Origin of the sequence: Pseudomonas sp. JDS08PS003 (assembly GCF_045013505.1) — a bacterium.
In the GTDB taxonomy this organism is placed as follows: Bacteria; Pseudomonadota; Gammaproteobacteria; order Pseudomonadales; family Pseudomonadaceae; genus Aquipseudomonas; species Aquipseudomonas protegens_B.
Genome location: NZ_CP120724.1, coordinates 4,733,961 through 4,754,163 on the forward strand (window position 1 = coordinate 4,733,961; position 20,203 = coordinate 4,754,163).

Annotated in this window: 18 protein-coding genes and 1 pseudogene; 7 read left to right on the top strand and 12 right to left on the bottom strand. The window is 56.4% G+C overall.

The features are described from left to right. Positions 1 to 5: 5 nt before the first annotated feature. On the top strand, positions 6 to 1,880 hold the full coding sequence (locus P7C00_RS20950) for a DNA/RNA helicase domain-containing protein (protein ID WP_404937285.1): 1,875 nt from the start codon (positions 6 to 8) through the stop codon (positions 1,878 to 1,880). A gap of 534 nt (positions 1,881 to 2,414) precedes the next feature. After that, positions 2,415 to 3,290: a BsaWI family type II restriction enzyme gene (locus P7C00_RS20955; RefSeq protein ID WP_404937286.1), complete on the top strand. Its 876-nt coding sequence runs from the start codon at positions 2,415 to 2,417 to the stop codon at positions 3,288 to 3,290. Here the strand turns inward: P7C00_RS20955 and P7C00_RS20960 are convergent. Beyond that, positions 3,232 to 4,668, bottom strand: coding sequence for a DNA cytosine methyltransferase (locus P7C00_RS20960; protein WP_404937287.1), 1,437 nt, complete (start codon positions 4,666 to 4,668; stop codon positions 3,232 to 3,234). The genes P7C00_RS20955 and P7C00_RS20960 overlap by 59 nt on opposite strands. 119 nt (positions 4,669 to 4,787) lie before the next feature. Between P7C00_RS20960 and P7C00_RS20965 the strand changes: the two genes are divergently transcribed. The 3 genes from P7C00_RS20965 (at position 4,788) to P7C00_RS20975 (ending at position 8,001) form a co-directional block, all read left to right on the top strand. Continuing rightward, entirely contained in the window at positions 4,788 to 5,009 is a 222-nt protein-coding gene (locus P7C00_RS20965) for a helix-turn-helix domain-containing protein (protein ID WP_404937288.1), read from the top strand. 1,526 nt (positions 5,010 to 6,535) lie between these two features. Further along, positions 6,536 to 6,919 carry a DUF6124 family protein gene (locus P7C00_RS20970; protein WP_404937289.1) on the top strand — a complete coding sequence of 128 codons (384 nt, stop codon included), beginning with the start codon at positions 6,536 to 6,538 and terminating at the stop codon, positions 6,917 to 6,919. Positions 6,920 to 7,227: 308 nt separating this feature from the next. Continuing rightward, positions 7,228 to 8,001 (top strand): HNH endonuclease, encoded by a 774-nt coding sequence (locus tag P7C00_RS20975; RefSeq protein ID WP_404937290.1) that lies wholly within the window; start codon positions 7,228 to 7,230, stop codon positions 7,999 to 8,001. Between the two features lie 125 nt (positions 8,002 to 8,126). Here the strand turns inward: P7C00_RS20975 and P7C00_RS20980 are convergent. Beyond that, positions 8,127 to 8,603, bottom strand: a pseudogene (locus P7C00_RS20980) (sulfatase); the annotation flags it as partial. Positions 8,604 to 9,050: 447 nt separating this feature from the next. Between P7C00_RS20980 and P7C00_RS20985 the strand changes: the two are divergent. Together P7C00_RS20985 and P7C00_RS20990 are read left to right on the top strand one after the other, a co-directional pair. Continuing rightward, positions 9,051 to 9,812 carry an SDR family NAD(P)-dependent oxidoreductase gene (locus P7C00_RS20985; protein WP_404937291.1) on the top strand — a complete coding sequence of 254 codons (762 nt, stop codon included), beginning with the start codon at positions 9,051 to 9,053 and terminating at the stop codon, positions 9,810 to 9,812. Between the two features lie 78 nt (positions 9,813 to 9,890). Further along, positions 9,891 to 10,436: a hypothetical protein gene (locus tag P7C00_RS20990; RefSeq protein WP_404937292.1), complete on the top strand. Its 546-nt coding sequence runs from the start codon at positions 9,891 to 9,893 to the stop codon at positions 10,434 to 10,436. A 66-nt stretch (positions 10,437 to 10,502) separates the two neighbouring features. Here the strand turns inward: P7C00_RS20990 and P7C00_RS20995 are convergent, their stop codons facing one another. The 10 genes from P7C00_RS20995 to P7C00_RS21040 all read right to left on the bottom strand — a co-directional run bounded on the left by P7C00_RS20995 (position 10,503) and on the right by P7C00_RS21040 (position 20,124). Further along, complete coding sequence (locus tag P7C00_RS20995) at positions 10,503 to 11,438, bottom strand: hypothetical protein (protein WP_404937293.1); 936 nt, start codon at positions 11,436 to 11,438, stop codon at positions 10,503 to 10,505. Beyond that, complete coding sequence (locus P7C00_RS21000; RefSeq protein WP_346635062.1) at positions 11,439 to 12,170, bottom strand: alanyl-tRNA editing protein; 732 nt, start codon at positions 12,168 to 12,170, stop codon at positions 11,439 to 11,441. 289 nt (positions 12,171 to 12,459) lie between these two features. Beyond that, entirely contained in the window at positions 12,460 to 13,233 is a 774-nt protein-coding gene (locus P7C00_RS21005) for a 1,6-dihydroxycyclohexa-2,4-diene-1-carboxylate dehydrogenase (protein ID WP_404937294.1), read from the bottom strand. A gap of 252 nt (positions 13,234 to 13,485) precedes the next feature. Then, a complete protein-coding gene (gene benC, locus P7C00_RS21010) occupies positions 13,486 to 14,499 on the bottom strand; it encodes a benzoate 1,2-dioxygenase electron transfer component BenC (protein ID WP_404937295.1) in 1,014 nt (337 codons plus the stop codon). A 10-nt stretch (positions 14,500 to 14,509) separates the two neighbouring features. Continuing rightward, positions 14,510 to 14,998 (bottom strand): benzoate 1,2-dioxygenase small subunit, encoded by a 489-nt coding sequence (gene benB / locus P7C00_RS21015; protein ID WP_404937296.1) that lies wholly within the window; start codon positions 14,996 to 14,998, stop codon positions 14,510 to 14,512. Further along, entirely contained in the window at positions 14,995 to 16,359 is a 1,365-nt protein-coding gene (gene benA / locus P7C00_RS21020) for a benzoate 1,2-dioxygenase large subunit (protein ID WP_404937297.1), read from the bottom strand. Before benA ends, benB begins: the two co-directional genes overlap by 4 nt. A 222-nt stretch (positions 16,360 to 16,581) precedes the next feature. Then, the gene (locus P7C00_RS21025) at positions 16,582 to 17,538 is read right to left on the bottom strand and encodes an AraC family transcriptional regulator (RefSeq protein WP_404937298.1); all 957 of its coding nucleotides are present in this window, start codon (positions 17,536 to 17,538) and stop codon (positions 16,582 to 16,584) included. Between the two features lie 155 nt (positions 17,539 to 17,693). Further along, the gene (gene catA / locus P7C00_RS21030; protein WP_402887110.1) at positions 17,694 to 18,623 is read right to left on the bottom strand and encodes a catechol 1,2-dioxygenase; all 930 of its coding nucleotides are present in this window, start codon (positions 18,621 to 18,623) and stop codon (positions 17,694 to 17,696) included. A 51-nt stretch (positions 18,624 to 18,674) separates the two neighbouring features. Beyond that, a complete protein-coding gene (catC, locus tag P7C00_RS21035) occupies positions 18,675 to 18,965 on the bottom strand; it encodes a muconolactone Delta-isomerase (protein ID WP_011062149.1) in 291 nt (96 codons plus the stop codon). A 10-nt stretch (positions 18,966 to 18,975) separates the two neighbouring features. Further along, positions 18,976 to 20,124, bottom strand: coding sequence for a muconate cycloisomerase family protein (locus tag P7C00_RS21040; RefSeq protein WP_402887108.1), 1,149 nt, complete (start codon positions 20,122 to 20,124; stop codon positions 18,976 to 18,978). Positions 20,125 to 20,203: the final 79 nt, after the last annotated feature.

The window sequence follows — 20,203 nt, forward strand, 5'->3', positions numbered from 1 at the left end:
CACTTGTGATCGTTTACTCGGCGACCAAACAACAATTCCTCGACGTTTGCGACAACAACGATATTGAAGAGGTGATCCTCAAGCACTTCAAAGAGGCCACTGGCAAGAAAGTGGCGGCTTCAGAGATCCGATCTTGGCAGGGATCACTCACTTACATGGCCAAGGTCCTAAGAGACAAGGACCTGCCGGAGGATGCCGGAGTAGCCATTGAGCTACATATTCCGCAATCCATGAAACGTATCGATTTCTTGCTGACAGGCCACGACCAGCACCAGGGTAAAAATGCCGTGTTAGTGGAACTGAAGCAATGGAGCAAAGCCAGTGCCACCAGTAAAGATGCGATCGTAAAAACCGCGCTGGGCGGCAGTCATGTTGAAACCATTCATCCGTCCTATCAGGTGTGGTCGTACGCCACTTTGTTGGAAGGATTCAATGAAGCCGTCTATGACCAAGGCATCAAAGTCCACCCATGCGCTTACCTGCATAACTATGTCAGCGATGGCGTTATCAACTCGGCTCACTACGATGCCTACACCAGCAAAGCGCCTTTGTTCCTAAAAGGTCCTGACGAGTTGACGAAACTGAGAAGTTTCCTCAAACAGCACATCTATTACGGCGACAACCAAGACGTTCTTTACGAGCTTTCTAGCGGTAAGAGCCGCCCCTCCAAAGCTCTGGCGGAAGCACTAACTGGACTAATGGAAGGCAAGCCTGAGTTCGTTCTGATTGATGATCAAAAGACCGTTTTCGAGTCAGTACTTGCGGCGGTCGCAGAAGCCTCTGCCGATGCTCCGAAGGTGCTGATCATTGAGGGTGGCCCAGGTACTGGAAAGACAGTAGTGGCCATTAACCTACTGGTCAGGCTCACGGCCTTACGACTGATGAGCAGGTATGTCTCAAAAAATGCCGCCCCACGTGCCGTGTACGAAAAGAAACTGGTCGGCACTGTCAAACCCACCAAGTTCTCCAGTCTGTTCTCCGGCTCGGGGGCCTATACCGATATCAAGCCTGACTTTTACGACGCGCTGATCATTGATGAAGCCCACAGGCTGAATGAGAAAAGCGGTTTTTATGGCAACGAGGGTGAAAACCAGATCAAAGAACTAATTGGGTCCGCTAAATGCTCAGTGTTCTTTATCGACGAGGATCAACGTGTAACCCTTAAGGATATTGGCAGCAAACAAGCAATCCGAGAGTTTGCTAAGGCCCGAGGGGCAACAGTGGAGGAATACACCTTGTCCTCCCAATTCCGTTGCAGTGGCTCCGATGGTTACTTGGCATGGCTAGATGACGTCCTGGGCATTCGCACAACCGCGAACCCAATACTCGATGCCAGTGAATACGAGTTCAAAGTGTTCGACTCGCCACAAGCAATGCATGAGGCAATCGAACAAAAGAACCACGGAAACAAGGCGCGTGTCGTCGCGGGTTACTGCTGGCCATGGAGCAGCAAGAAAGACCCTAAAGCCAAAGACATTGAAATCGGTGAACACTACGCCCGCCAATGGAACCTGGATCAAGACGGCAGTCTGTGGATCATCGCGGATAAATCCGTGGATCAGGTCGGCTGTATTCACACCTGCCAAGGGCTAGAGGTGGATTACATCGGTGTGATCATCGGACCGGATTTGATCGTGCGCGATGGAAAGGTAGTGACATCCCCCAAAGCGCGAGACAAATACGACAAGACGATTCGTGGTTGGAAAAGGCTGATGAAGGAACAACCCGACTTCGCACAGCAAGAGATTGATCTCATCATCAAGAACACATACCGGACCTTGATGACCCGAGGGATAAAGGGCTGCTATCTGTACTGTACAGACCCAGAGACGGCGCAGTACTTCACCAGTCGAGTTTCGAAGAGTGCGTCGACCCTATAACTATATGACCAAAGTGGCATTGCAATCAGAGCCATCATTGGATGGATAAGCCAAACACACACAAATGCGATGCCCCTTCAGGTTCTTAAACTGAAATCTATAAAATACCGACCATAGGTAATCCTTTTCATACATGTGTAGAGTACTACCTTCTCCCACCTAAATATTCGATCTATGCACTGCGGCGAAAAATCATTAACCTTCCCATTTCTGTCAATCAGCAAACCAAATTTTTCTGGCATTTCGAAGTATTGCAAAATGCCATCATTAACCTGTATCTTCGTGAGCTATCAGGTTAGCGCCTTTGGGGCCAAGCTCTAGACACTATCCACCCTACAATGCGTGCCTGATTTTTGATCAAATACTCATTTTAACCTGGATAAAACCAAAAAATAAATAAATATCACAAGCATCAAAATATAAGATTTTATAATTTTAGATACTACCTGATAAAACTTTCATAGCCTTATGCGATTTTTAGAAACCATTAAAACCCACTTAGACAGCATAAAAAACTAGAACACGGATTGGTATATGAATTCTGAATTTGAACGTGCAAGAGCTCAGATTTTAGCTCGAGAACTTGACTTAAAAAAAAGAGAGCGACTGAGCCCATGCATCAAAGAATACGACTCTCTTCTAGGCAAATTAAAAATTGAGGGCCATCCCAAGGGAGAGATTGAGGCATTATCGCAAATAACATCCATATTTAGAGGAACCTATACAGACGTACTTGGACAGATTGAGCGATCTGGAAAATCTGGTATAGGAGCGATAAACGCAATAAAAAGGTCAGCAGGCACAAACTTTCAAGGATTATGTGAGTATGCAATTATCCAATGGCTAAAAACTACCAACATGCCGTTCAATATTGGACCTAACGCTCCCAAGTCAATGAAAAATGAGTTAACTATTTACGGGGAGGACGCTGATGGTGGCTCATTCTCTGTTGAGCCAGATATTGATATTTCTTTATGGTTGGAGGATGAAAACCCAATATCACCAGTTATTTTCATCTCCGCAAAAACATCCTTAGTTGATAGAGCGGGACAGGCAGCCAGATGGAAAATGTATCTCGACCTACACCAGACATCATGCATGCATATAAAGTCTGTGACTGACTGCCCGATAAATAGAACCAATATTCGAATCAGAACTCAACATCCGATTACACATTCCATCGTAACAGCAAATATATATAAGATTGACAGCACACAGCCTTTTGGAGAGCTGGAGTCAGGCCAATGCAGAAACAACACATATATGTTCAAACACAAATATACAACCCGGAATGACTCAATAGAACGCCGCCCGCAATCCTGGAAGAGCTTCTCTGAGTTCCCAGAACTAGTTAAGCAAGTATATTTTGAGTACAAGAAGATTCAGAATATACATTTACCACCTCATTGACTCCGGGAGCCCACTGGCGCTTAGCTCCAGTTTTCCCTGCAGCTTTCCAATTTACCAAATCAGGAAGGCCTAAGGTCTTAGGCTGAGCGTCATCAATTGGAAGACTAATAGATCTCCCATGCGTATCGTAAAGGCTGATACTACTAACAGAGTCAAGTGCATAACCAGTAAAGCCTGAGCTTCCACGAAGCCATTTATGGCGATTCCGACGCACAATTTTACTTCTAATATCAACATGATCCGCGCCCAGCAACTCTACTACTTGAAAGCCTATTGCCCTAGCCAAAAGAGGAGGTACTGCATTACCAACCTGAGTATATTGAGGTACGTCGTGTTTTCTATCCGTAAAGCCAGATGTTCGTTTCCCGATAAAGACGTAATCATCATCGAAAGATTGAAGCCTTGCCATCTCACGCACCGTTGGAATTCGATGTTGTGCGTAGTGAATCAAATCATCTGGCAATGCAAGTACAGTATTTGAAATATGCCTCCTATCTAACCTTGCCATTGTTTTTTTTGCACTCTTATACTCATCAGGCACATTACCAATGGTCCCCCCTTCCGGAATGTAGGAAAAGGTTAACTCGGCTTTTTCTCTGTGCTTAGTAGCAAGATGATTAAACAATCTCTGGTAATTTCCACGCCGCGCAACTTGATAGTCCGAGAGCGCACCCAACTTGTGCGCATGAGCCTCATAGCCGGGCTTAACAAAGCCCAGATCAGAGATAGCTTCTTCAACACTCACATGCTTTTTTAAACGAGGCCCAAAAATATCAGCTTCTACTTCAGGATTTTGGTGCGTAGGTTTCGGCCATTCGAACTTTAACTTAATATCTTCTCTTACACCAACCATGATAAAACGCTTTCTACGCTGAGGGACTCCATAGTCGACAGCATTCAATATACTGTCTACAACCTTATAACCAAGAGCACTGAAGCTATCAATGGCCTCTTCATAAATTCTGCCGTCATACATTTTTTTAAACCCTGTGACATTTTCCAATATCACAACCTTTGGTTTAAAATAACTTACAACATTACAAAAATTTTTAAACAACCCATTCCGAGGATCGTTTTCGTTTTTCTTTCCGGCAGTGCTGAACCCTTGACATGGCGGACCACCAACCACGACATCAATTTCCTGCCCTGGATATCTTTTACTAATCATTTCCTCCATAATATCCAAATCTAAACTTCGTATATCACCCACAACAACAGACGTATCTGGATGGTTAAACGCAAGTGTAAGAGCAGGTTGAGGATGAAGTTCTTGAGACAGAGCAACTCTAATTCCACTAGCCTCTAGACCCTCAGAGAAACCACCAGCCCCACTGAAAAGGTCAATTGCAAGTAGTGGCTTTTTTGAATCAGTTTCCATGCGAATATTTACCTAAGGGACTAAAAGCGTTATGCTGAGCAGCATTATACACAGCAACCAATGCAAAACAAGGAAAAGCAAGAAATAATGTCACTCAGGATGAAAAAAGGCTATGAATCGTGATAAAATGCCATCTTTCCAGGCTCATGGGTGAGCACAAAATGAATGTTACAGACGTTGCTCGAGCAACAGGGCTACACCGTAACACTATCAGTCTTCTATACAAAGAGACCGCCACTAGAGTTGATTTAGAGGCTATTGAGCTATTGTGCGAGCTCTTCTCCTGCACTATAGGAGAGCTTTTTGAAATAATCCCAAATAAACAATTAACTTTTTCTTAAAATCAAAAATCAAACACAGTTATAGTTAAAAAGAATTCCAGGTCATAGCAAAACAAGCAAAAAAACGATCCATCGACGTCATCTTTATCGGCACAACAAAAATACTATCTCCCATCAGAAAGTTTTATAAAAACCACAGCACAGATACTGCCTATCTTAAGCGCTAGACATTCTCAAAACCATAGAGATGGCATATCTTTATCGACAGTGCCTATTTTGCCTGAATTTGCTCCGACCAAATGCCAGGTCAGCGCACCTTCTAAAAAGGCCTCAATTGCGCACGCTCATGCGTTCCCCCGCGAACCACTCAAACCCCTCTGGATGCTGCTGCACCACATCCTCACGCGGGGTATTTGACGCCAACTCATGCAAAGTCGCCCTACTGCCATCGTGCTGTATCTGCAATAGGAACTCCATGGTCACGCTGCAAATCACCGAAAAGTCCCTTCCCATTAGACCAACAGCACCACCCGCCCTCCTTCCGACACGGGTTGTGGATTTCCTCCCTCATTGCGCCATTGGTGAAAGGCGTTCCCGACATGCTGGCTATAGAGCACAATGGGTCGACCAGCCCTAGCATCTTTTCAGTCACCCGTGGCAGCAACAGCCTCGGTGTAGGAATCAGCAGCGCATTACGTTATTGCTGCCCAGCCCCAGTTGTTCAAGCGCGGGGACCATCAGGAAGATCTGGCTGATGCGGGTGTTGTGCTCTCCGCCTTGGCGATGCACATCAGCCGGCCGATATTGGAGTTAAACAGACGGACGGCCTTGTATTGGTCCGAAATATGGGAACCCGCAGCCTAGGCGTGTTCCAAGGTCATGTGTTTGAACTCAAAGCCATCATTGTCCTTAAGAGTGGTGAATGAGTGGTGTTTGCCGGAGATTTGCAAGTTGACAAAGAAGGGTTGGTCCTTGGGTATGGCGCGCAGCAGGCGACCTCGCGATTTTGACATCTGCGGGCTATGGGACAAAGAACTGCACGCAGTCATGGATATCCAAAGTAGCGCAATTTCGGAGGAAGCGATTGTTAGCACTTTTCTAGGAGATCTGAGCCATGAAGTACCCCCACTCAATCATCAAAGCCCGCTTGATTAGTGGGGTAAGCTGCGATTGATATGGCTCCTTACTGTCGCCTTTATCGTCAATCGCGCAGTGCTTTTTTATGTAGGACAACCAATATCTAACCCTTATCTGCCGCCCAATTCACATTTCCGTGTAAGGCTAGTCCCTTTCTATTGAGCGACTTTTCCTAGAGAATCCAACCCGCTTGCGCCTGATACTTCGGCTGGCTAGGCTCGGTTCATCACTGCATATCAGTGATCGGGTTTAGCAGCTCGAAACATCACATTGGGCGCATCGACGTCACCTATTGGCAGAGTTTTTCTTCTGCTTTTTATGGTGGCTGTGCGCAGGGCACCTTCGGGTGCGCCGGTTTCCAATGTGACCGGTCTGCTAACCTGCGTACAGCTGCCACTCCTTCGTTTAGCAGCGATCGCTGGCAGCTCCATTCACATTGGAGATGCACCATGAAAAAGCTCGTTCCCGATCCACCCCTGTCCTTACCTGGACAGTTCAGAACCCCCGAACACGATATCGACACCCAGCGCATTCGCTTGGCCTTGGCGGCGAGTAACACTGAAACCTCGATCCTCAACAATCTGAAAGACACCGTACCTACGTCCGTAGGTCATCAATCCATGTTCAGCGTCCGCTCCGGCATCAATGCCGAAGAAGCCTTGGTGCATGTGTCGTTGCTGCTGGACTGTGCGGTACAGGTCAGCGATGAAATCACCGAGCGCGCCAGCGGTGTGGAGCGTGGGTTGATTTGGTCGATGATTCATTCGGTGGAGATGGCTAGAGCGGTGGTGGATTCGTTGCTGGATGCCAATAGACCGGCGCAGCCTCGGTAATCGACTAGATACTCAGAAGTCCGAAAAATATGGAAACGGGGTGAAGGATGATTTGCCCCGTTTCTGTTAGGCCTGCTTTCGCTGGCAAGCCAGCTCCTACAGATGCTGTAGCCCTTCGATATTGCTTAAGCTCTCTCACTGCCCAGCCACGGCCATAGACACGTGGTGAGAGGCAACGCGTCCCTCCCCTGCTACGTCCCCTTTCCTACTCATTGCTGAACTCCCAAACCTGTTGGGAAAAGAATATCCTTACGGCCTCTTACGCTGTTTCGTACAGCGAATCGGGAAACCTACGGATAGCCCCCCGCATGACCTCTGCACCTACCAGCAATCAATCCAACCCTGCTTGGAGCCGCGACGAGCTCGTTCTTGCCCTGAACTTGTACCTCCTTCACCGCAACGGTTTACCCGGTGTGAATCATCCGGATGTTTTGGCGTTATCGCAGTCTCTCAATCTCATCGGCAATGCCACCGGGGTGAGCAAGAATCAGAGCTTTCGCAATGCCAACGGTGTGTGCATGAAGCTCAACAACTTCCGGCGTTGGGACCCGAGCTACACCAACAACGGGCGTACGGGGCTTGCGAAAGGCAATAAGGATGAGCAGTTGGTGTGGCTGGAATTTGCCAATGACCCGGAGCGTCTTGCTGAGGTTGTGGCGGCGATCAATGCCAACGTTCAGACGATTCCAGCTAGCCCTATCGATTTAAGTGCAGCGGATGACCCGGGTTTCTTCGAAGCAGAGGAAGGTAAAGTGCTCACTCGGGTGCATCGGGTACGGGAAAGAGACAAGAAAATCGTTAAGCGTAAAAAGGAAAAGGCGCTGAAGCAGCATGGGGCACTGCAGTGTGAGGCGTGTGGTTTTAATTTCAGCCAAACCTATGGTGCAGATGTGGAGGGGGTGATTGATATACACCACACTAAACCTCTGCACACGCTCCAGCCGGGTGACAAAACTAAGCTCGCTGATTTGGCGTTGTTGTGTGCCAATTGCCATCGGGTGGTGCATTCGCAACGCAAGTGGCTGAGTGTGGCTGAAGTGAAAGAGCGGTATCAGGCCAATCTGAAGCAGATACAAATGTGATGGGGTGACTTCCTGGTTTAGGGAGTCAGAGTGGCTGGTTGGATGATTTGGTGGCGGTCTTGCGGCCGCCTTCGCTGGCAAGCCAGCTCCTACACGGGCCGGCGTCAACCGATGACTGTGCGGTGTCAGCGAACATTCCGATAAAACATCAACCGCGCCCCCTCATGCATCCCCCGCGTCAACTCCAACAACCGTTCAAACTCCTGCGGATGCTCCTGCGCCACATCCTCACGCGGTGTGTTTGACGCTAGGTCATGCAAGGTCGCCCCACTGCCGTCGTGCTGCATCTGCAACAAAAAGTCCTTGGTCACGCCGCCAATCACCGGAAAGGTCCCTTCCCTCAATACCAGCGGCACCACCCGCTCCCCCTCCGGCGCTGGCTGCTGAATGTCCCGCCCCATGGCGCCATTGGGGAAGGGCATCTCGGCCATACCGGCCACGGTGGGTAGCAGGTAGGCGAGGCCGACGGCTTCTTCAATCACCTTGGGCTGCAACATCCCCGGGGCATGAATCAACAGCGGTACGTTGTTGCTTTCCAGCCCTAGCTGTTCAAACGCGGGGGCCATGTGGGGGATCTGGCTGATACGGGTGTTGTGGCCGCCCAGCCGGCGTTGCCGCCGATCAGGTAGAGCTTGTGGTAGTCGATATTGCTTAAGCACTCTCGATGATCTGCCACACCCGTGGCCGCGTAGTGAGAGCATCCCGTCCCTCCCCTGCTCGTCCCCTTTCCTACTCACTGCTGAACTCCCAAACCTGTTGGGAAAAGAATATCCTTACGGCCTCTTACGCTGTGTCGTACAGCGAATCGGGAAACCTACGGATAGCTCCCGCATGCCCCCTGCACCTACCCGCAATCAATCCAACCCTGTTTGGAGCCGCGACGAGCTCGTTCTTGCCCTGAACCGGTATCTCCTTCACCGCAACGGTTTACCCGGTAAGCGCCAACCTGATTTGAAGATGGATACCTGCCCATCGTGACCGCCTGACGCCGACGTTGCTCGCTTGGTGCTCAGGTGCTGGCTTTCCAGCAACCCATTAGAGAAATCCATATGACCCCCAATCCGACAATCGATAACGTATTACGCGTCGCCTTGGTTACAGGATCCACTTCCGGTATCGGCGCAGCCATTGCACGTGTGCTAAGCCAGGCAGGCTATGCGGTGGTGCTCCATTCGCGAAATTCTGCGGATACGGGACGCGCTATGGCTGCCGAAATGCAGCAGGCTATTTACGTGCAAGCTGATCTTGCTGTCGAAGCTGACAGGGTCAGGCTGATTAACGAGGCGATCGCCGCGTGGGGGCAACTCGACGTATTGGTCAATAACGCCGGTATTAGCAAAGTGATTCCCCACGGCGACCTTGCCTCGGCCAACTCGACGGTGTGGCACGAACTTAACGAGGTGAATGTCGTGGCGCCGTTCCATCTCGTCACTTTGGCCGAGTCGGCATTGCGCAATGCCGCCCGTTACCGTCGAGCAGGTTGCGTCGTGAATATCAGTTCCCATGCCGGTATCCGTCCTAAGGGCGCATCGATTCCCTATGCGGTCAGTAAAGCCGCGCTTAATCACATGACCCGCTTGCTCGCGTTATCCCTGGGGCCAGATATTCGCGTAAACGCTGTGGCGCCTGGCTTGGTCGACACGCCTATGACCGCAGAGTGGACGGGGGCCCAAGAGCTATGGCGAACTCGCGCCCCTATGCGCAGGGCCGCTAGCCCAGACGACATCGCAAAAGCTGTTGTAATGCTGGTCGAGTCGGACTACTTGACCGGCGAGATACTCCTCTCAGACGGCGGGTTGAATCTGACCTAGGTTTAGCGTGCTCCGGTGTAGCGGATGAGTACCGGCAAGCCGGCTCCTACACATGAAATGACAATCAAGGAGATACCCATGGCCATGCCGGAACGGCTGAAACCAACACCCGCGACGCCAAAAATACGGGCGTTGATGAAGGCCTTGCTCAAGCAGATCCTCGATCAGATCTGGGACAACCAGGAACGGGAAAGCCCCGAGATCAGTGCGCTGATCGAGCAATGGAACAGCCACGCCGGCCGGCCTTTCGAGTTCCACGAATTTCGCGATATGCACAGCCATACCAGCGCGGCGAACTTTCTGCGCACGGCCTTTCATCAGCAGCGCTACGTTGACGACCTGAGCTTCGACGAGGCGTGCGCCGTGGCAGATTTCATCTGCCAGTGCGAGGGCACGGAGTCTGATACGGACTACGCTCTGGGCCTGCTGGAAACCAACTTCCCCGAGGCCAATGCCTCGGACCTGATCTTCTGGCCCAACGCGTGGTTCGGCGATGAAGGTCTGTTGCATATCGAGCTGAGCTCGGCGCAGGTCATTGGTTATCTGATGGCGAGGTCTTCGCGGCCTTTGCGGGACGCGCCGCCCATCACCCTGCCCTATGCCATTCCCCAGAACAGGTCATAGCGCCGCCGAGGCCGTCTCCACCCACTGTTCGGCTGTGGCCATTGGCTGCAGCGGCCTTAGTCTGCTTCATCCCCGGCTCTTTTTCTTCGATCGCCCCGCGCGCCCGTCGTACTCCGGGCGGCCCGACACCACCAGCCCGAAGAAGTAGGGATCAGCCCCTGGGTCTTCCAGCTGTCCGGCGGATTTGTTGTGCACTTCGATCACTGAAAACAGATCGACAAGACGGTCCTGGATCTCTTCGATTTCCGCCGCTTTGAGCGTGACCATCGCGCTGTACTTGAATGATCCGGATACGTTGAAATATTCGCTCTGCTCGGGCTTGGTCAACGATCGGTCGATCTCGTGACGCAGGAACCGGTCCTTGAGCGCCAGGGCCTCTGCGGTTCTGGGCATTCTCAAGGTGGGGGCATGGCGCACGAAGGGTGACTGCGGGGTGCTGCGCTCCTTGGCCACAAGGCTCAGGAAGGCTTCGGTACGCGCGTCGTAGGCCAGGCCGATCTGCTGGCACACCGCCTGGATTTCGGCCACCGAGGCGCTGTCCACCATGTACAGATAGGTCATCAACGGCAGCAGTTCGAAGTGTTCCTTGAAGGCTGCAATGATCTCTTCGGTGACGATGAACTCACGTTCGTAGCGGCTCAGGCTCAAGGCGCGACGCAGTAGCTTGGAGTCGTGCTCGCGCACCTCGAGCATGGCGGAAAGATCCTTGACCTCCACCCCTTTGCCAAACAGCATTTCATGCACGGGGGCCGGCAACAAATCACGAAAGTAATGCCAGTAGTAATCGAAACTCGACTTGCTGGAGGGGGCGATGCCCAGGTTGTCATGCAGCTCGACGGCCGAGTCGAGACTCAGGTGCTTGCGCCCTGCCTCGACGTCTCGGTAGTGGTTGGCGGAAAACGGAATGTTCACGCTGTCCAGGAAGGTTGAAATCTTCAGGTGGCCGCTTTCGAGGCGCAACTGGGTGAGAAACGCGCCAAAGGCCTGCTGGTTCTCCGACATTTATTCAGCCCCTGCAGCAAGCGTGACAGCGACCCGGGTGGTGTTTTTCCTGATTTTCATGCTGGCTGTGACGGCCCCTATCTCTCGCGTATTGCCGACATGCACGCCGCCACAGGGGATCGACCATTCGCCGCATTGCCACCAGCGATAGCCTGGTCCTTTGCCGGTATCGGCCTGGGTTCTGACGGCATGACCGGCCGCGCAGAAGCGATTCAGTTCTTGCGTGGCGCGCTCCAGGCTCTGTTCATCGAACTCGCCCATGAACTCATAGTGGTTTTCCCCGCCCTGGTCATTCAACGGCGAGCGGACCGGGTGTGGAATCGAGCGCCCCAGCGTCTGCTCCAGCAGGCAGTGCATCAGGTGCATGGCCGAATGAATGCGCATCTGCTGATAGCGCAGGGACCAATCCAGGGTCGCCGTCACCCCCTGCCCCGGCACAAGTGATTGCAGCTGGCCGAACCCGGCGTCCTCCAGCTTCAGGTAATGCCTGATCTCGTCGTCCTTCCTTTTGGTGGTGGTGATCTCGATCACCTGCGGCACATCACCGGCCCCGGGTTCGCTGAGGGTCAGCTGCCCCCGATCTCCCAGTTGGCCGCCGCCCTGGGGATAGAACACCGTCTCGCTCAATAGAGCGAAGGGCGCACCCGAATCGTCCCGTTCAAGCCGGTGGATCTGGCATTGCACGGTTTGCAGGTAGGGTTGCTGGTGAAACAAAGGAAGGGTTGGGTTCATGTGTGCCTCGCGTCCTTGAGCATTCACGGCCGGCCGGGGATTCCCATGAATAGCCGTTGCCTGTGCGATGTATTAAAAACCCTCTGCCGACAAAAATTCAACCTTTGGATTAATAATAAATCCACAGGATTAATTTTCAGCACGCACGATCCCCAACCTACCCCTCGTGCGAAAGCCAATCCAATACGTTTTTACCGTAGGAGTCGGCTTGCCGGCGAAGGCGATCTCGCGGACGCATTCGCCGGTAAGCCGGTTCCTACAGGTCGGTCATTCAGCAGGAGGTTGCCCCTCAGCCCTGGTCGCCACCGCCCACCGGCAGCACTGTGCCGGTGATGTAGGAGGCTTCGGCGGAGGCCAGAAACAGGATGGCTGAGGCTTGTTCGTCGACGTTGCCGTAGCGTTTCATCAGGCTGCTGTCGAGGGTCTGTTCGACGATCTGCTGGTACCAGACTTGCTCCACGGGACTTTGTTCAGCGCTGTTGCGCGGAATGCGCCGCGGCGGGGCTTCGGTGCCGCCGGGGGCGGTGGCGTTGACCCGCACGCCACGGCCGGCGGTTTCAAAGGCCAGGCACGCAGTGAGTGCGTTGATGCCGCCCTTGGCCGCGCCGTAAGGCACGCGATTGAGGCTGCGGGTGGCGATGGACGAGACGTTGACGATGGCGCCGCTGCCCTGCTCCAGCATCTGCGGCAAGGCGGCGTGGCAGCACCACAGGGTGGGGAACAATGAGCGGCGGACTTCGGCTTCGATTTGTGCAGGTTCGTAGTGCTCAAAAGGCTTGGCCCAAATGGTGCCGCCGACGTTGTTGATGAGGATGTCGAGGCGGCCGAAGTGGGCGATGGCCGCCGCCATGATCCGGCTGCATTCGCTGTACTGCTCCAGGTCGGCGGTGAGGGCCAGGACCGGGAACCGGGGGCTGAGTTCGGCGGCCAGCTCGAAGATCAGTTCGGAGCGGTCCACCAGCACCACCCGGGCGCCCTCTTCGGCCAGGCGTTCGGCAACGCGACGGCCAATGCCTTGGGCGGCACCGGTGACCAGGGCGACTTGGTTGTGGAAACGGTTCATGCAGACCTCGTGAATGCAAAAAGATGGGGAGGACGCTGCTCAACGTAGGAGCCGGCTTGCCGGCGAAGGGGCCCTTGAGCCCTGCAGCGCCCTTGTGGACGCCTTCGCTGGCAAGCCAGCTCCTACAACGTTATGCCTTGCCGTGCTGGGTTCAGTAGGAGCCGGCTTGCCGGCGAAGAGGCCCTTGAGCCTTGCAGCGCCCTTGTGGACGCCTTCGCTGGCAAGCCAGCTCCTACAGCGGTGAGGCGCTCTTCAGGCAGCGCTGGCGGCGAACTTCTCGTAATAAAAATTCGCCGGGGCGATGCCCTGTTCACGGATGAACTGGCTCACTGCCTCGACCATCGGCGGCGGTCCGCACAGGTAGACGTCCACATCGCCCTGGTTGAGGTGCGCCGGTTCGATGTGCTGGGTCACGTAGCCCTTGCGCGGGTACTGGCTCTCGGGGTTGGCCACGCAGGCGCTGAAGCTGAACTGGGGGATGCGCGCGGCAAAGTCTTCCAGGCGCTCCAGTTCCACCAGGTCGAAATCGTTGGTCACGCCATAGATCAAATGCAGCGGATGTTCGCTGCCCTGCTCGGCGATCTTCTCCAGCATCGCGGTGAACGGCGCCAGCCCGGTGCCGCCAGCCAGCAACAGTAAGGGCCGGCGAATATCCCGCAAGTAAAAGCTGCCCAGGGGCCCGGCCAGGCTCATGCTGTCGCCGGCTTTGGCGAGACGGGTGAGGAAGCTGCTCATCAGGCCGCCGGGCACGTTGCGAATCAGGAAACTGACCTCGCCATCACGCTGCAAGGAGCTGAAGGAATAGGCCCGGGTCTGCTCACTGCCGGGTACGCCGAGGTTGACGTATTGCCCCGGCAGGAACGCCAGCTGGCTCAGGGCTTCGCCTTTGATCGACAGGGCGATGGTGCTGGCGGACAGCTGGCGCACGGCGCTGATACTGGCCTGGAAAGTACCCTGCCCGGCGCGACAGACCTGGGACGAGGCCGGCACCCGCACCACGCAATCGCCGAGGGCGCGCATCTGGCAGGTGAGGACAAAACCCTGCTCGGCCTCAGCAGCGCTCAGGGCGTCTTCGATGTAGTCCTCCCCCAGCTCGTAGCGCCCGGCTTCGGCCAGGCACTTGCAGGTGCCGCAGGCGCCGTCCCGGCAGTCCAGGGGGATGTTGATGCCCTGGCGGTAGGCCGCATCGGCCACGGTTTCGCCCGGGTTGGCGTTGACGAAACGGGTCACGCCGTCTTCGAAATTGAGTGCGATTTGATGGCTCATGACAGTCGCCTCAGAGGTGGTAGATATCGACGACCTGGCGAACGTAGTCGTTCTTCAGGATGACTTTCTTGGCCAGAATCCGCGGGTTCTCGCCCCGCAGGTCGAGGGTGTAGAAGCTGCAGCCGAAGTAGCTGTCCACGGTCTTGTAGCGAAAGCTCAGGGTGTGCCAGTTGAAACGCAGCTTGCAGATGCCGTCGCCGTGCTCCAGCAGCTCGATGTTGCTCAGGTTGTGGGAGGTGCGGGTGTCGGGAATGCTGGCGCTGGAGCGCTCGGTCTTGATGCGGAACACCCGGTCTTCCAGGCCGCTGCGGTTGCCGTACCAGATCAGCGAGATTTCCCGCTGCGGGTCTTCGGTCAACTGGTCGCTGTCGTCCCAGGAGGGCATCCAGAAGGTCGCGTCCGGGGCATAGAGTTCCAGCCAGCTGTCCCACTCCTTGTCGTCCAGGTAGCGGGCCTCGCGGAACAGAAAATCCCGCACGGCATCGTAGGAAATGTTCATTGCACGGCCTCCACTGCTATCTGGCGTGAGGCTTCACGCTCCAGGGCCGCGAGCAGGGTTTGCTGCCAATACTTGTGCTGCATCACGAACAGGCCTTCGTCCTCGGTGCGCACGCCGCTGAGGAGCGGCTGCAGGTCGATTTCTTTCGCTGCGGCGTCCGCCCCCTGGACCCAGTGTTCGGCGCCGCGGGACATGTCGTTCCAGGCCGTGGTGCTGCCCTGATAGCCGAGCTGGCAGGAACGGAACTCCTCCAGGTCGTCCGGGGTGGCCATGCCGCTGACGTTGAAGAAGTCTTCGTACTGGCGGATGCGCCGGGCCCGGGCTTCGTCGCTCTCGCCCTTGGGCGCAATGCAGTAGATGGTGATTTCGGTGCGGTCCACGGAGATCGGCCGGGCAATGCGGATCTGCGAGCTGAACTGGTCCATCAGGTAGACGTTGGGGTACAGGCACAGGTTGCGTGAGTTTTCGATCATCCAGTCGGCGCGGGCCTGGCCGAAGTCCCGGGACAGCTCATCGCGACGCTCGTACAGCGGGCGGTCCTCGGGGTTGGACCAGCGGGTCCAGAGCAGCATGTGGCCCTTGTCGAAGGAGTAGAAACCACCGCCCTGCTTGGCCCAGGTGCCGGCGCTCATGGTGCGGATGTCTGCCCCGGCCTCGCGCTGCTTGCGCTGGTTCTGGGTGGCCGCGTAGTTCCAGTGCACCGAGCTGACGTGGTAGCCGTCGGCACCGTTCTCGGCGGTGAGCTTCCAGTTGCCTTCGTAGATGTAGCTTGAGGAACCGCGCAGTACTTCCAGGCCGTCGGCGGACTGGTCGACGATCATGTCGATGATCTTCGCCGACTCCCCCAGGTGTTCCACCAGGGGCAACACGTCGGGGTTGAGGCTGCCGAACAGAAAGCCACGGTAGGACTCAAAGCGCGCGACGCGGGTCAGGTCGTGGGAGCCTTCGCAGTTGAAGCTGGCCGGGTAGCCCGCGGCGGCCGGGTCCTTGACCTTGAGCAGCTTGCCGGTGTTGTTGAAGGTCCAGCCGTGGAACGGGCAGGTGAAGGAGGCCTTGTTGCCGGTCTTGTGCCGGCAGAGCATGGCGCCGCGATGGCTGCAGGCGTTGATGAAGGCGTTGAGCTCGCCGTTCTTGTTGCGGGCAATGAAGATCGATTGCCGGCCCATGGTGGTGCTGTAGTAGTCGTTGGGATTGGGGATCTGGCTGTCGTGGGCCAGGTACAGCCAGTTGCCTTCGAAGATGTGCTGCATCTCCAGGTCGAACAGCCGGGGGTCGGTGAACATCTCCCGCTTGCAGCGGTAGACGCCCTGGTCGGGGTCTTCTTCAAGCAGGGAATGCAGGTATTCGGGTCGCAGGGACATGGCCGCCGCCTCCATTGTTTTTATTCAGGCAGGGCCATGCTAGGACGGGGGTTGGCGGGGCAATAGCCGATGCGTGCAGACCTGTATCCGTATTCTGCAAAAGCGCCGACGGCGAGTTGTGTGGGAGCCGGCTTGCCGGCGAAGAGGCCCTTGGACGGGGCGCTGGGCCTGCCGGCCCTTTCGCTGGCAAGCCAGCTCCTACAAGAGGCCGATGCCTGAGGATCAGTGTCGACGCTTGAGGGTGTCGGAGGGCAGTTCGCCGTATTGCTGGCGGTAGCTTTGGGCGAAACGGCCCAGGTGCAGGAAGCCATAATCCAGGGCCAGTTCGGTGACGTTGCGCACCGGGCTTTGCGGGTCGCTGAGGCAGGCGTGCACCCGTTGCAGTTTCTTCTGGCGGATGTAGTGCTTCGGCGTGGTGCGGGCGTTACGTTCGAACAGGCCGTAAAGCGAACGCAGGCTCATGCGCGCCTGTTGCGCCAGTTCTTCGCAGCCGATGTCGTGCTTGAGGTTGCATTCGATGTAGTCGGCAATCCGTTCGAAGGTCGCCGCCGAGGCGCTCAGGGTGCCGCGCTGGACGTTGGTCTGCATCAGGCCCAGCAGTTTGCCCACCAGGATCTGTGCGTAGTGCTCCTGAACCTTGGGCATGGTCTCCAGGGCTTCGGCTTCCTGGCACAGCAAGCTCAGCAATGGCACAAAGCCTTCCAGCTCCTGCAGTTGGTAGCGCTGGCGCAGAAAGCGCACGCCCTGCCCCGGGTACTGCCAGCGCTGTTCCTGGCAGGCGTTTTCCAGCAGGCGGGTGGGAATCTTGATGATGAATTTTTCGCAGTCGTCGGAATAGGTCAGGTCCACCGGGTCGTCCGGGTTGATCAGCAGCAGTTCCCCCGGGGCGAAGGCGTGTTCCTGGCCCGGGCCGCGCCACTGGCAGTGGCCCCGCAGCAGCACTTGCAGGTGGTAGATGCTTTCCAGGGCCGGCGAGGTGACGCGCACGCTGCCGCCGTAGCTGAGGCTGCACAGATCAAGACTGGCCAGGGCCCGGTGGTTGAGGCTGGCCTGGAGGTGGCCGGCCCGGGGCAGGCGGATGCAGTGGCTGCCCACGTGCTGATTGACGTAAACGGACACGGCATAGGGATCGGCTTGAACAAACACGCGGCTGCGTTCACTCAACAGATGCATTTGCATAATCGGGTCACTCTGATTGTTCTTGTTGGGGCTGCACCGCGCGGTGGCAGGCCGCGCAGGCAGGCAATCACGCAAGGTCAAAAAGCCCAGGCCGACAACGACAAAAGCCACGGGCCGCACAAGGCGTCCGTGGCTCGGTCTTGCCGTGCTGGGGGTCAGGCCTCCAGGGCACGCACCCGTTCGTGGCGCTGCTGCTCTTGCGGCTGGGCCGAAGACTGCAGGGTGAAGTCGAAGTGAATTTCCGCGAAGCGGCCACTCACGCCCAGCGCCTTGGCCCGGGCCTGGTCTTCGCTGAAGGTGATCTGGGCGATCAGCTCGTCGCGGGTGGCGTAGGCGAAGTCGTCGTGCAGGTACTGATCGCCATCCAGGTTGATCTGGGTGGTCAGGTGGCGATGGTCATCGGCCGAGATGAAGAAGTGAATGTGCGCCGGGCGCTGGCCGTGGCGGCCCAGTTGGTCCAGCAGTTGCTGGGTCGGGCCATCCGGTGGGCAGCCGTAGCCGGACGGCACGATGCTGCGAAAACGGTAGCGACCCTCGGCGTCGGTGACGATGCGCCGGCGCAGGTTGAATTCCGACTGGCTGCCGTCGAAGTAGGAATAAGTGCCGCCGGTGTTGGCGTGCCAGACATCAACGATGGCGCCGGCCAGGGGTTCGCCGGCGGTGTTGGTCACCCGGCCCTGCATGAACAGCACCACGCCCGGGTCGAGGCCGTCGTCCAGGCGCGCTTCGCCCTGGCTCAGGGGCGCGCCGGCCACGTACAGCGGGCCTTCGATGGTGCGCGGGGTGCCGCCGGTCTTGCCGGCCTGCTCGTCGGCGGCGTCCATCAGCAGGTCAAGGTAATGCTCCAGGCCCAGGCCCGCAGCCAGCAGCCCGGCTTCCTGGCGGGCGCCAAGGACGTTGAGGTAGTTGACGGCCTTCCAGAACTCTTCCGGGGTCACGTCCAGGTCTTCGATGATGTTCACCGAGTCCCGCAGGATGCGGTAGATGATGGCCTTGGCCCGGGGGTTGCCGCCTTCGGTGAACTGGCCGCTGGCTTCTTCAAGAAACTGTTGGGCACTGGCAGTGTGGGAAATTCTGACGTTCATGACTAATCCTCATCTTGTATTTATTAGAGTGGTGAACGGGCTGGCACGGGCTCAGCGGTCATCCTCATGAATGGAAGAAGGATGCCTGCACATCGCATCAACTTCGATGGCCATGTACGGGTACAGCGGTAATTGCATCAGGGTGTCGTGCAGTTCCTGCACGCTGTCGACGTCGAACACGCTGTAGTTGGCGTACAGCCCGGCGATGCGCCACAGATGGCGCCACTTGCCTTCGGCCTGCAGGCGCTGGGCCAGGGCCTTTTCATCGGCTTTCAGTTGCGCGGCGCGCTCAGGGTTCATGTCGACCGGCAGGTTCACGGTCATTTTCACGTGGAATAGCATGCAGCCCTCCTCAGGTGTGGTGCAGCACGGGGGTGGTTTTGTCGCGACGGAAGAACGCCAGGCGCTCTTCGTCCAGGCTCAGGCCGAGACCCGGTGCCCGTGAAACATGCAGGTGGAAATCCCGGTAGACCGGCGCCTCGGCGAGGATGTCCTCGGTCAGCAGCAGCGGGCCGAACAGCTCGGTGTCCCAGCTCAGTTTGTTCAAGGTCAGGAAGGCGTGGGCCGAGGCCAGGGTGCCGATGCCGCCTTCGAGCATGGTGCCGCCGTACAGGCCGATGCCCGCCGCCTCGGCAATTGCCGCGGTGCGCAGGGTGGCGCGGGGGCCGCCGTTCTTGGCGATCTTCAGGGCGAACACCGAAGCCGCGCCTTCGCGGGCCAGGTTGAAGGCGTCTTCCACGCATTCGATGGATTCGTCGGCCATGATCGGCGCCGGGCTGATGGCGTTCAGGCGCACCATGCCCGCGCGGTTGTTGCGGGAGATGGGCTGCTCGATCAGGTCGATGCCGTTGCCGCCGAGGATGCGGCACGCGCGCAGGGCTACGGATTCGTCCCAGGCCTGGTTGACGTCGACCCGCACGCTGGCGCGCTCCCCCAGGGCCTTCTTGATGGCGATCACGTGGGCCAGGTCGCGGTCCACTTCACCGGCGCCAATCTTCAACTTGAAGATCCGGTGGCGGCGCAGGTCGAGCATTTTCTCGGCTTCGGCAATGTCCTTGGCGGTGTCGCCGCTGGCCAGGGTCCAGGCCACGGGCAGCGCATCGCGCACCCGGCCACCCAGCAGCTCGCTGACCGGCAGCCCGAGGCGCTTGCCCTGGGCGTCGAGCAACGCGCTTTCGATCCCGGACTTGGCGAAGGTGTTGCCGCGGATGCTCTGCTCCAGGCGCAGCATGGCGGCGTTGATGTTGCTGCTGTCTTGGCCAATCAGTAGCGGGGTGAAGAAGCGGTCGATATTGGTCTTGATGCTGTCCGGGCTTTCATTGCCATAGGCCAGGCCACCGATGGTGGTGGATTCCCCCAGGCCTTCAATGCCGTCGGCGCAGCGCAGGCGGATCAGTACCAGGGTCTGGTTCTGCATGGTGTGCATGGCCAGCTTGTGGGGGCGAATGGTCGGCAGATCGACGATGATCGTTTCGATCGACTCAATGGCAGAAGCGTGCATGTCCATACCCGTCAGGTTCTTGAAGTTCTGTGATCGATTCTGTCCCGGCTTTTTCCAGGGTTCCAATATAGAATTGGTC

Bases quoted from the DNA above. Each gene is read 5' to 3' on its own strand.
- P7C00_RS20955 (WP_404937286.1), top strand. From the start codon at position 2,415: ATGAATTCTGAATTTGAACGTGCAAGAGCTCAGATTTTAGCTCGAGAA.
- P7C00_RS20960 (WP_404937287.1), bottom strand. From the start codon at position 4,668: ATGGAAACTGATTCAAAAAAGCCACTACTTGCAATTGACCTTTTCAGT.
- P7C00_RS20970 (WP_404937289.1), top strand. From the start codon at position 6,536: ATGAAAAAGCTCGTTCCCGATCCACCCCTGTCCTTACCTGGACAGTTC.
- P7C00_RS20975 (WP_404937290.1), top strand. From the start codon at position 7,228: ATGACCTCTGCACCTACCAGCAATCAATCCAACCCTGCTTGGAGCCGC.
- P7C00_RS20985 (WP_404937291.1), top strand. From the start codon at position 9,051: ATGACCCCCAATCCGACAATCGATAACGTATTACGCGTCGCCTTGGTT.
- P7C00_RS20990 (WP_404937292.1), top strand. From the start codon at position 9,891: ATGGCCATGCCGGAACGGCTGAAACCAACACCCGCGACGCCAAAAATA.
- P7C00_RS20995 (WP_404937293.1), bottom strand. From the start codon at position 11,438: ATGTCGGAGAACCAGCAGGCCTTTGGCGCGTTTCTCACCCAGTTGCGC.
- P7C00_RS21000 (WP_346635062.1), bottom strand. From the start codon at position 12,170: ATGAACCCAACCCTTCCTTTGTTTCACCAGCAACCCTACCTGCAAACC.
- P7C00_RS21005 (WP_404937294.1), bottom strand. From the start codon at position 13,233: ATGAACCGTTTCCACAACCAAGTCGCCCTGGTCACCGGTGCCGCCCAA.
- benC (WP_404937295.1), bottom strand. From the start codon at position 14,499: ATGAGCCATCAAATCGCACTCAATTTCGAAGACGGCGTGACCCGTTTC.
- benB (WP_404937296.1), bottom strand. From the start codon at position 14,998: ATGAACATTTCCTACGATGCCGTGCGGGATTTTCTGTTCCGCGAGGCC.
- benA (WP_404937297.1), bottom strand. From the start codon at position 16,359: ATGTCCCTGCGACCCGAATACCTGCATTCCCTGCTTGAAGAAGACCCC.
- P7C00_RS21025 (WP_404937298.1), bottom strand. From the start codon at position 17,538: ATGCAAATGCATCTGTTGAGTGAACGCAGCCGCGTGTTTGTTCAAGCC.
- catA (WP_402887110.1), bottom strand. From the start codon at position 18,623: ATGAACGTCAGAATTTCCCACACTGCCAGTGCCCAACAGTTTCTTGAA.
- catC (WP_011062149.1), bottom strand. From the start codon at position 18,965: ATGCTATTCCACGTGAAAATGACCGTGAACCTGCCGGTCGACATGAAC.
- P7C00_RS21040 (WP_402887108.1), bottom strand. From the start codon at position 20,124: ATGCACGCTTCTGCCATTGAGTCGATCGAAACGATCATCGTCGATCTG.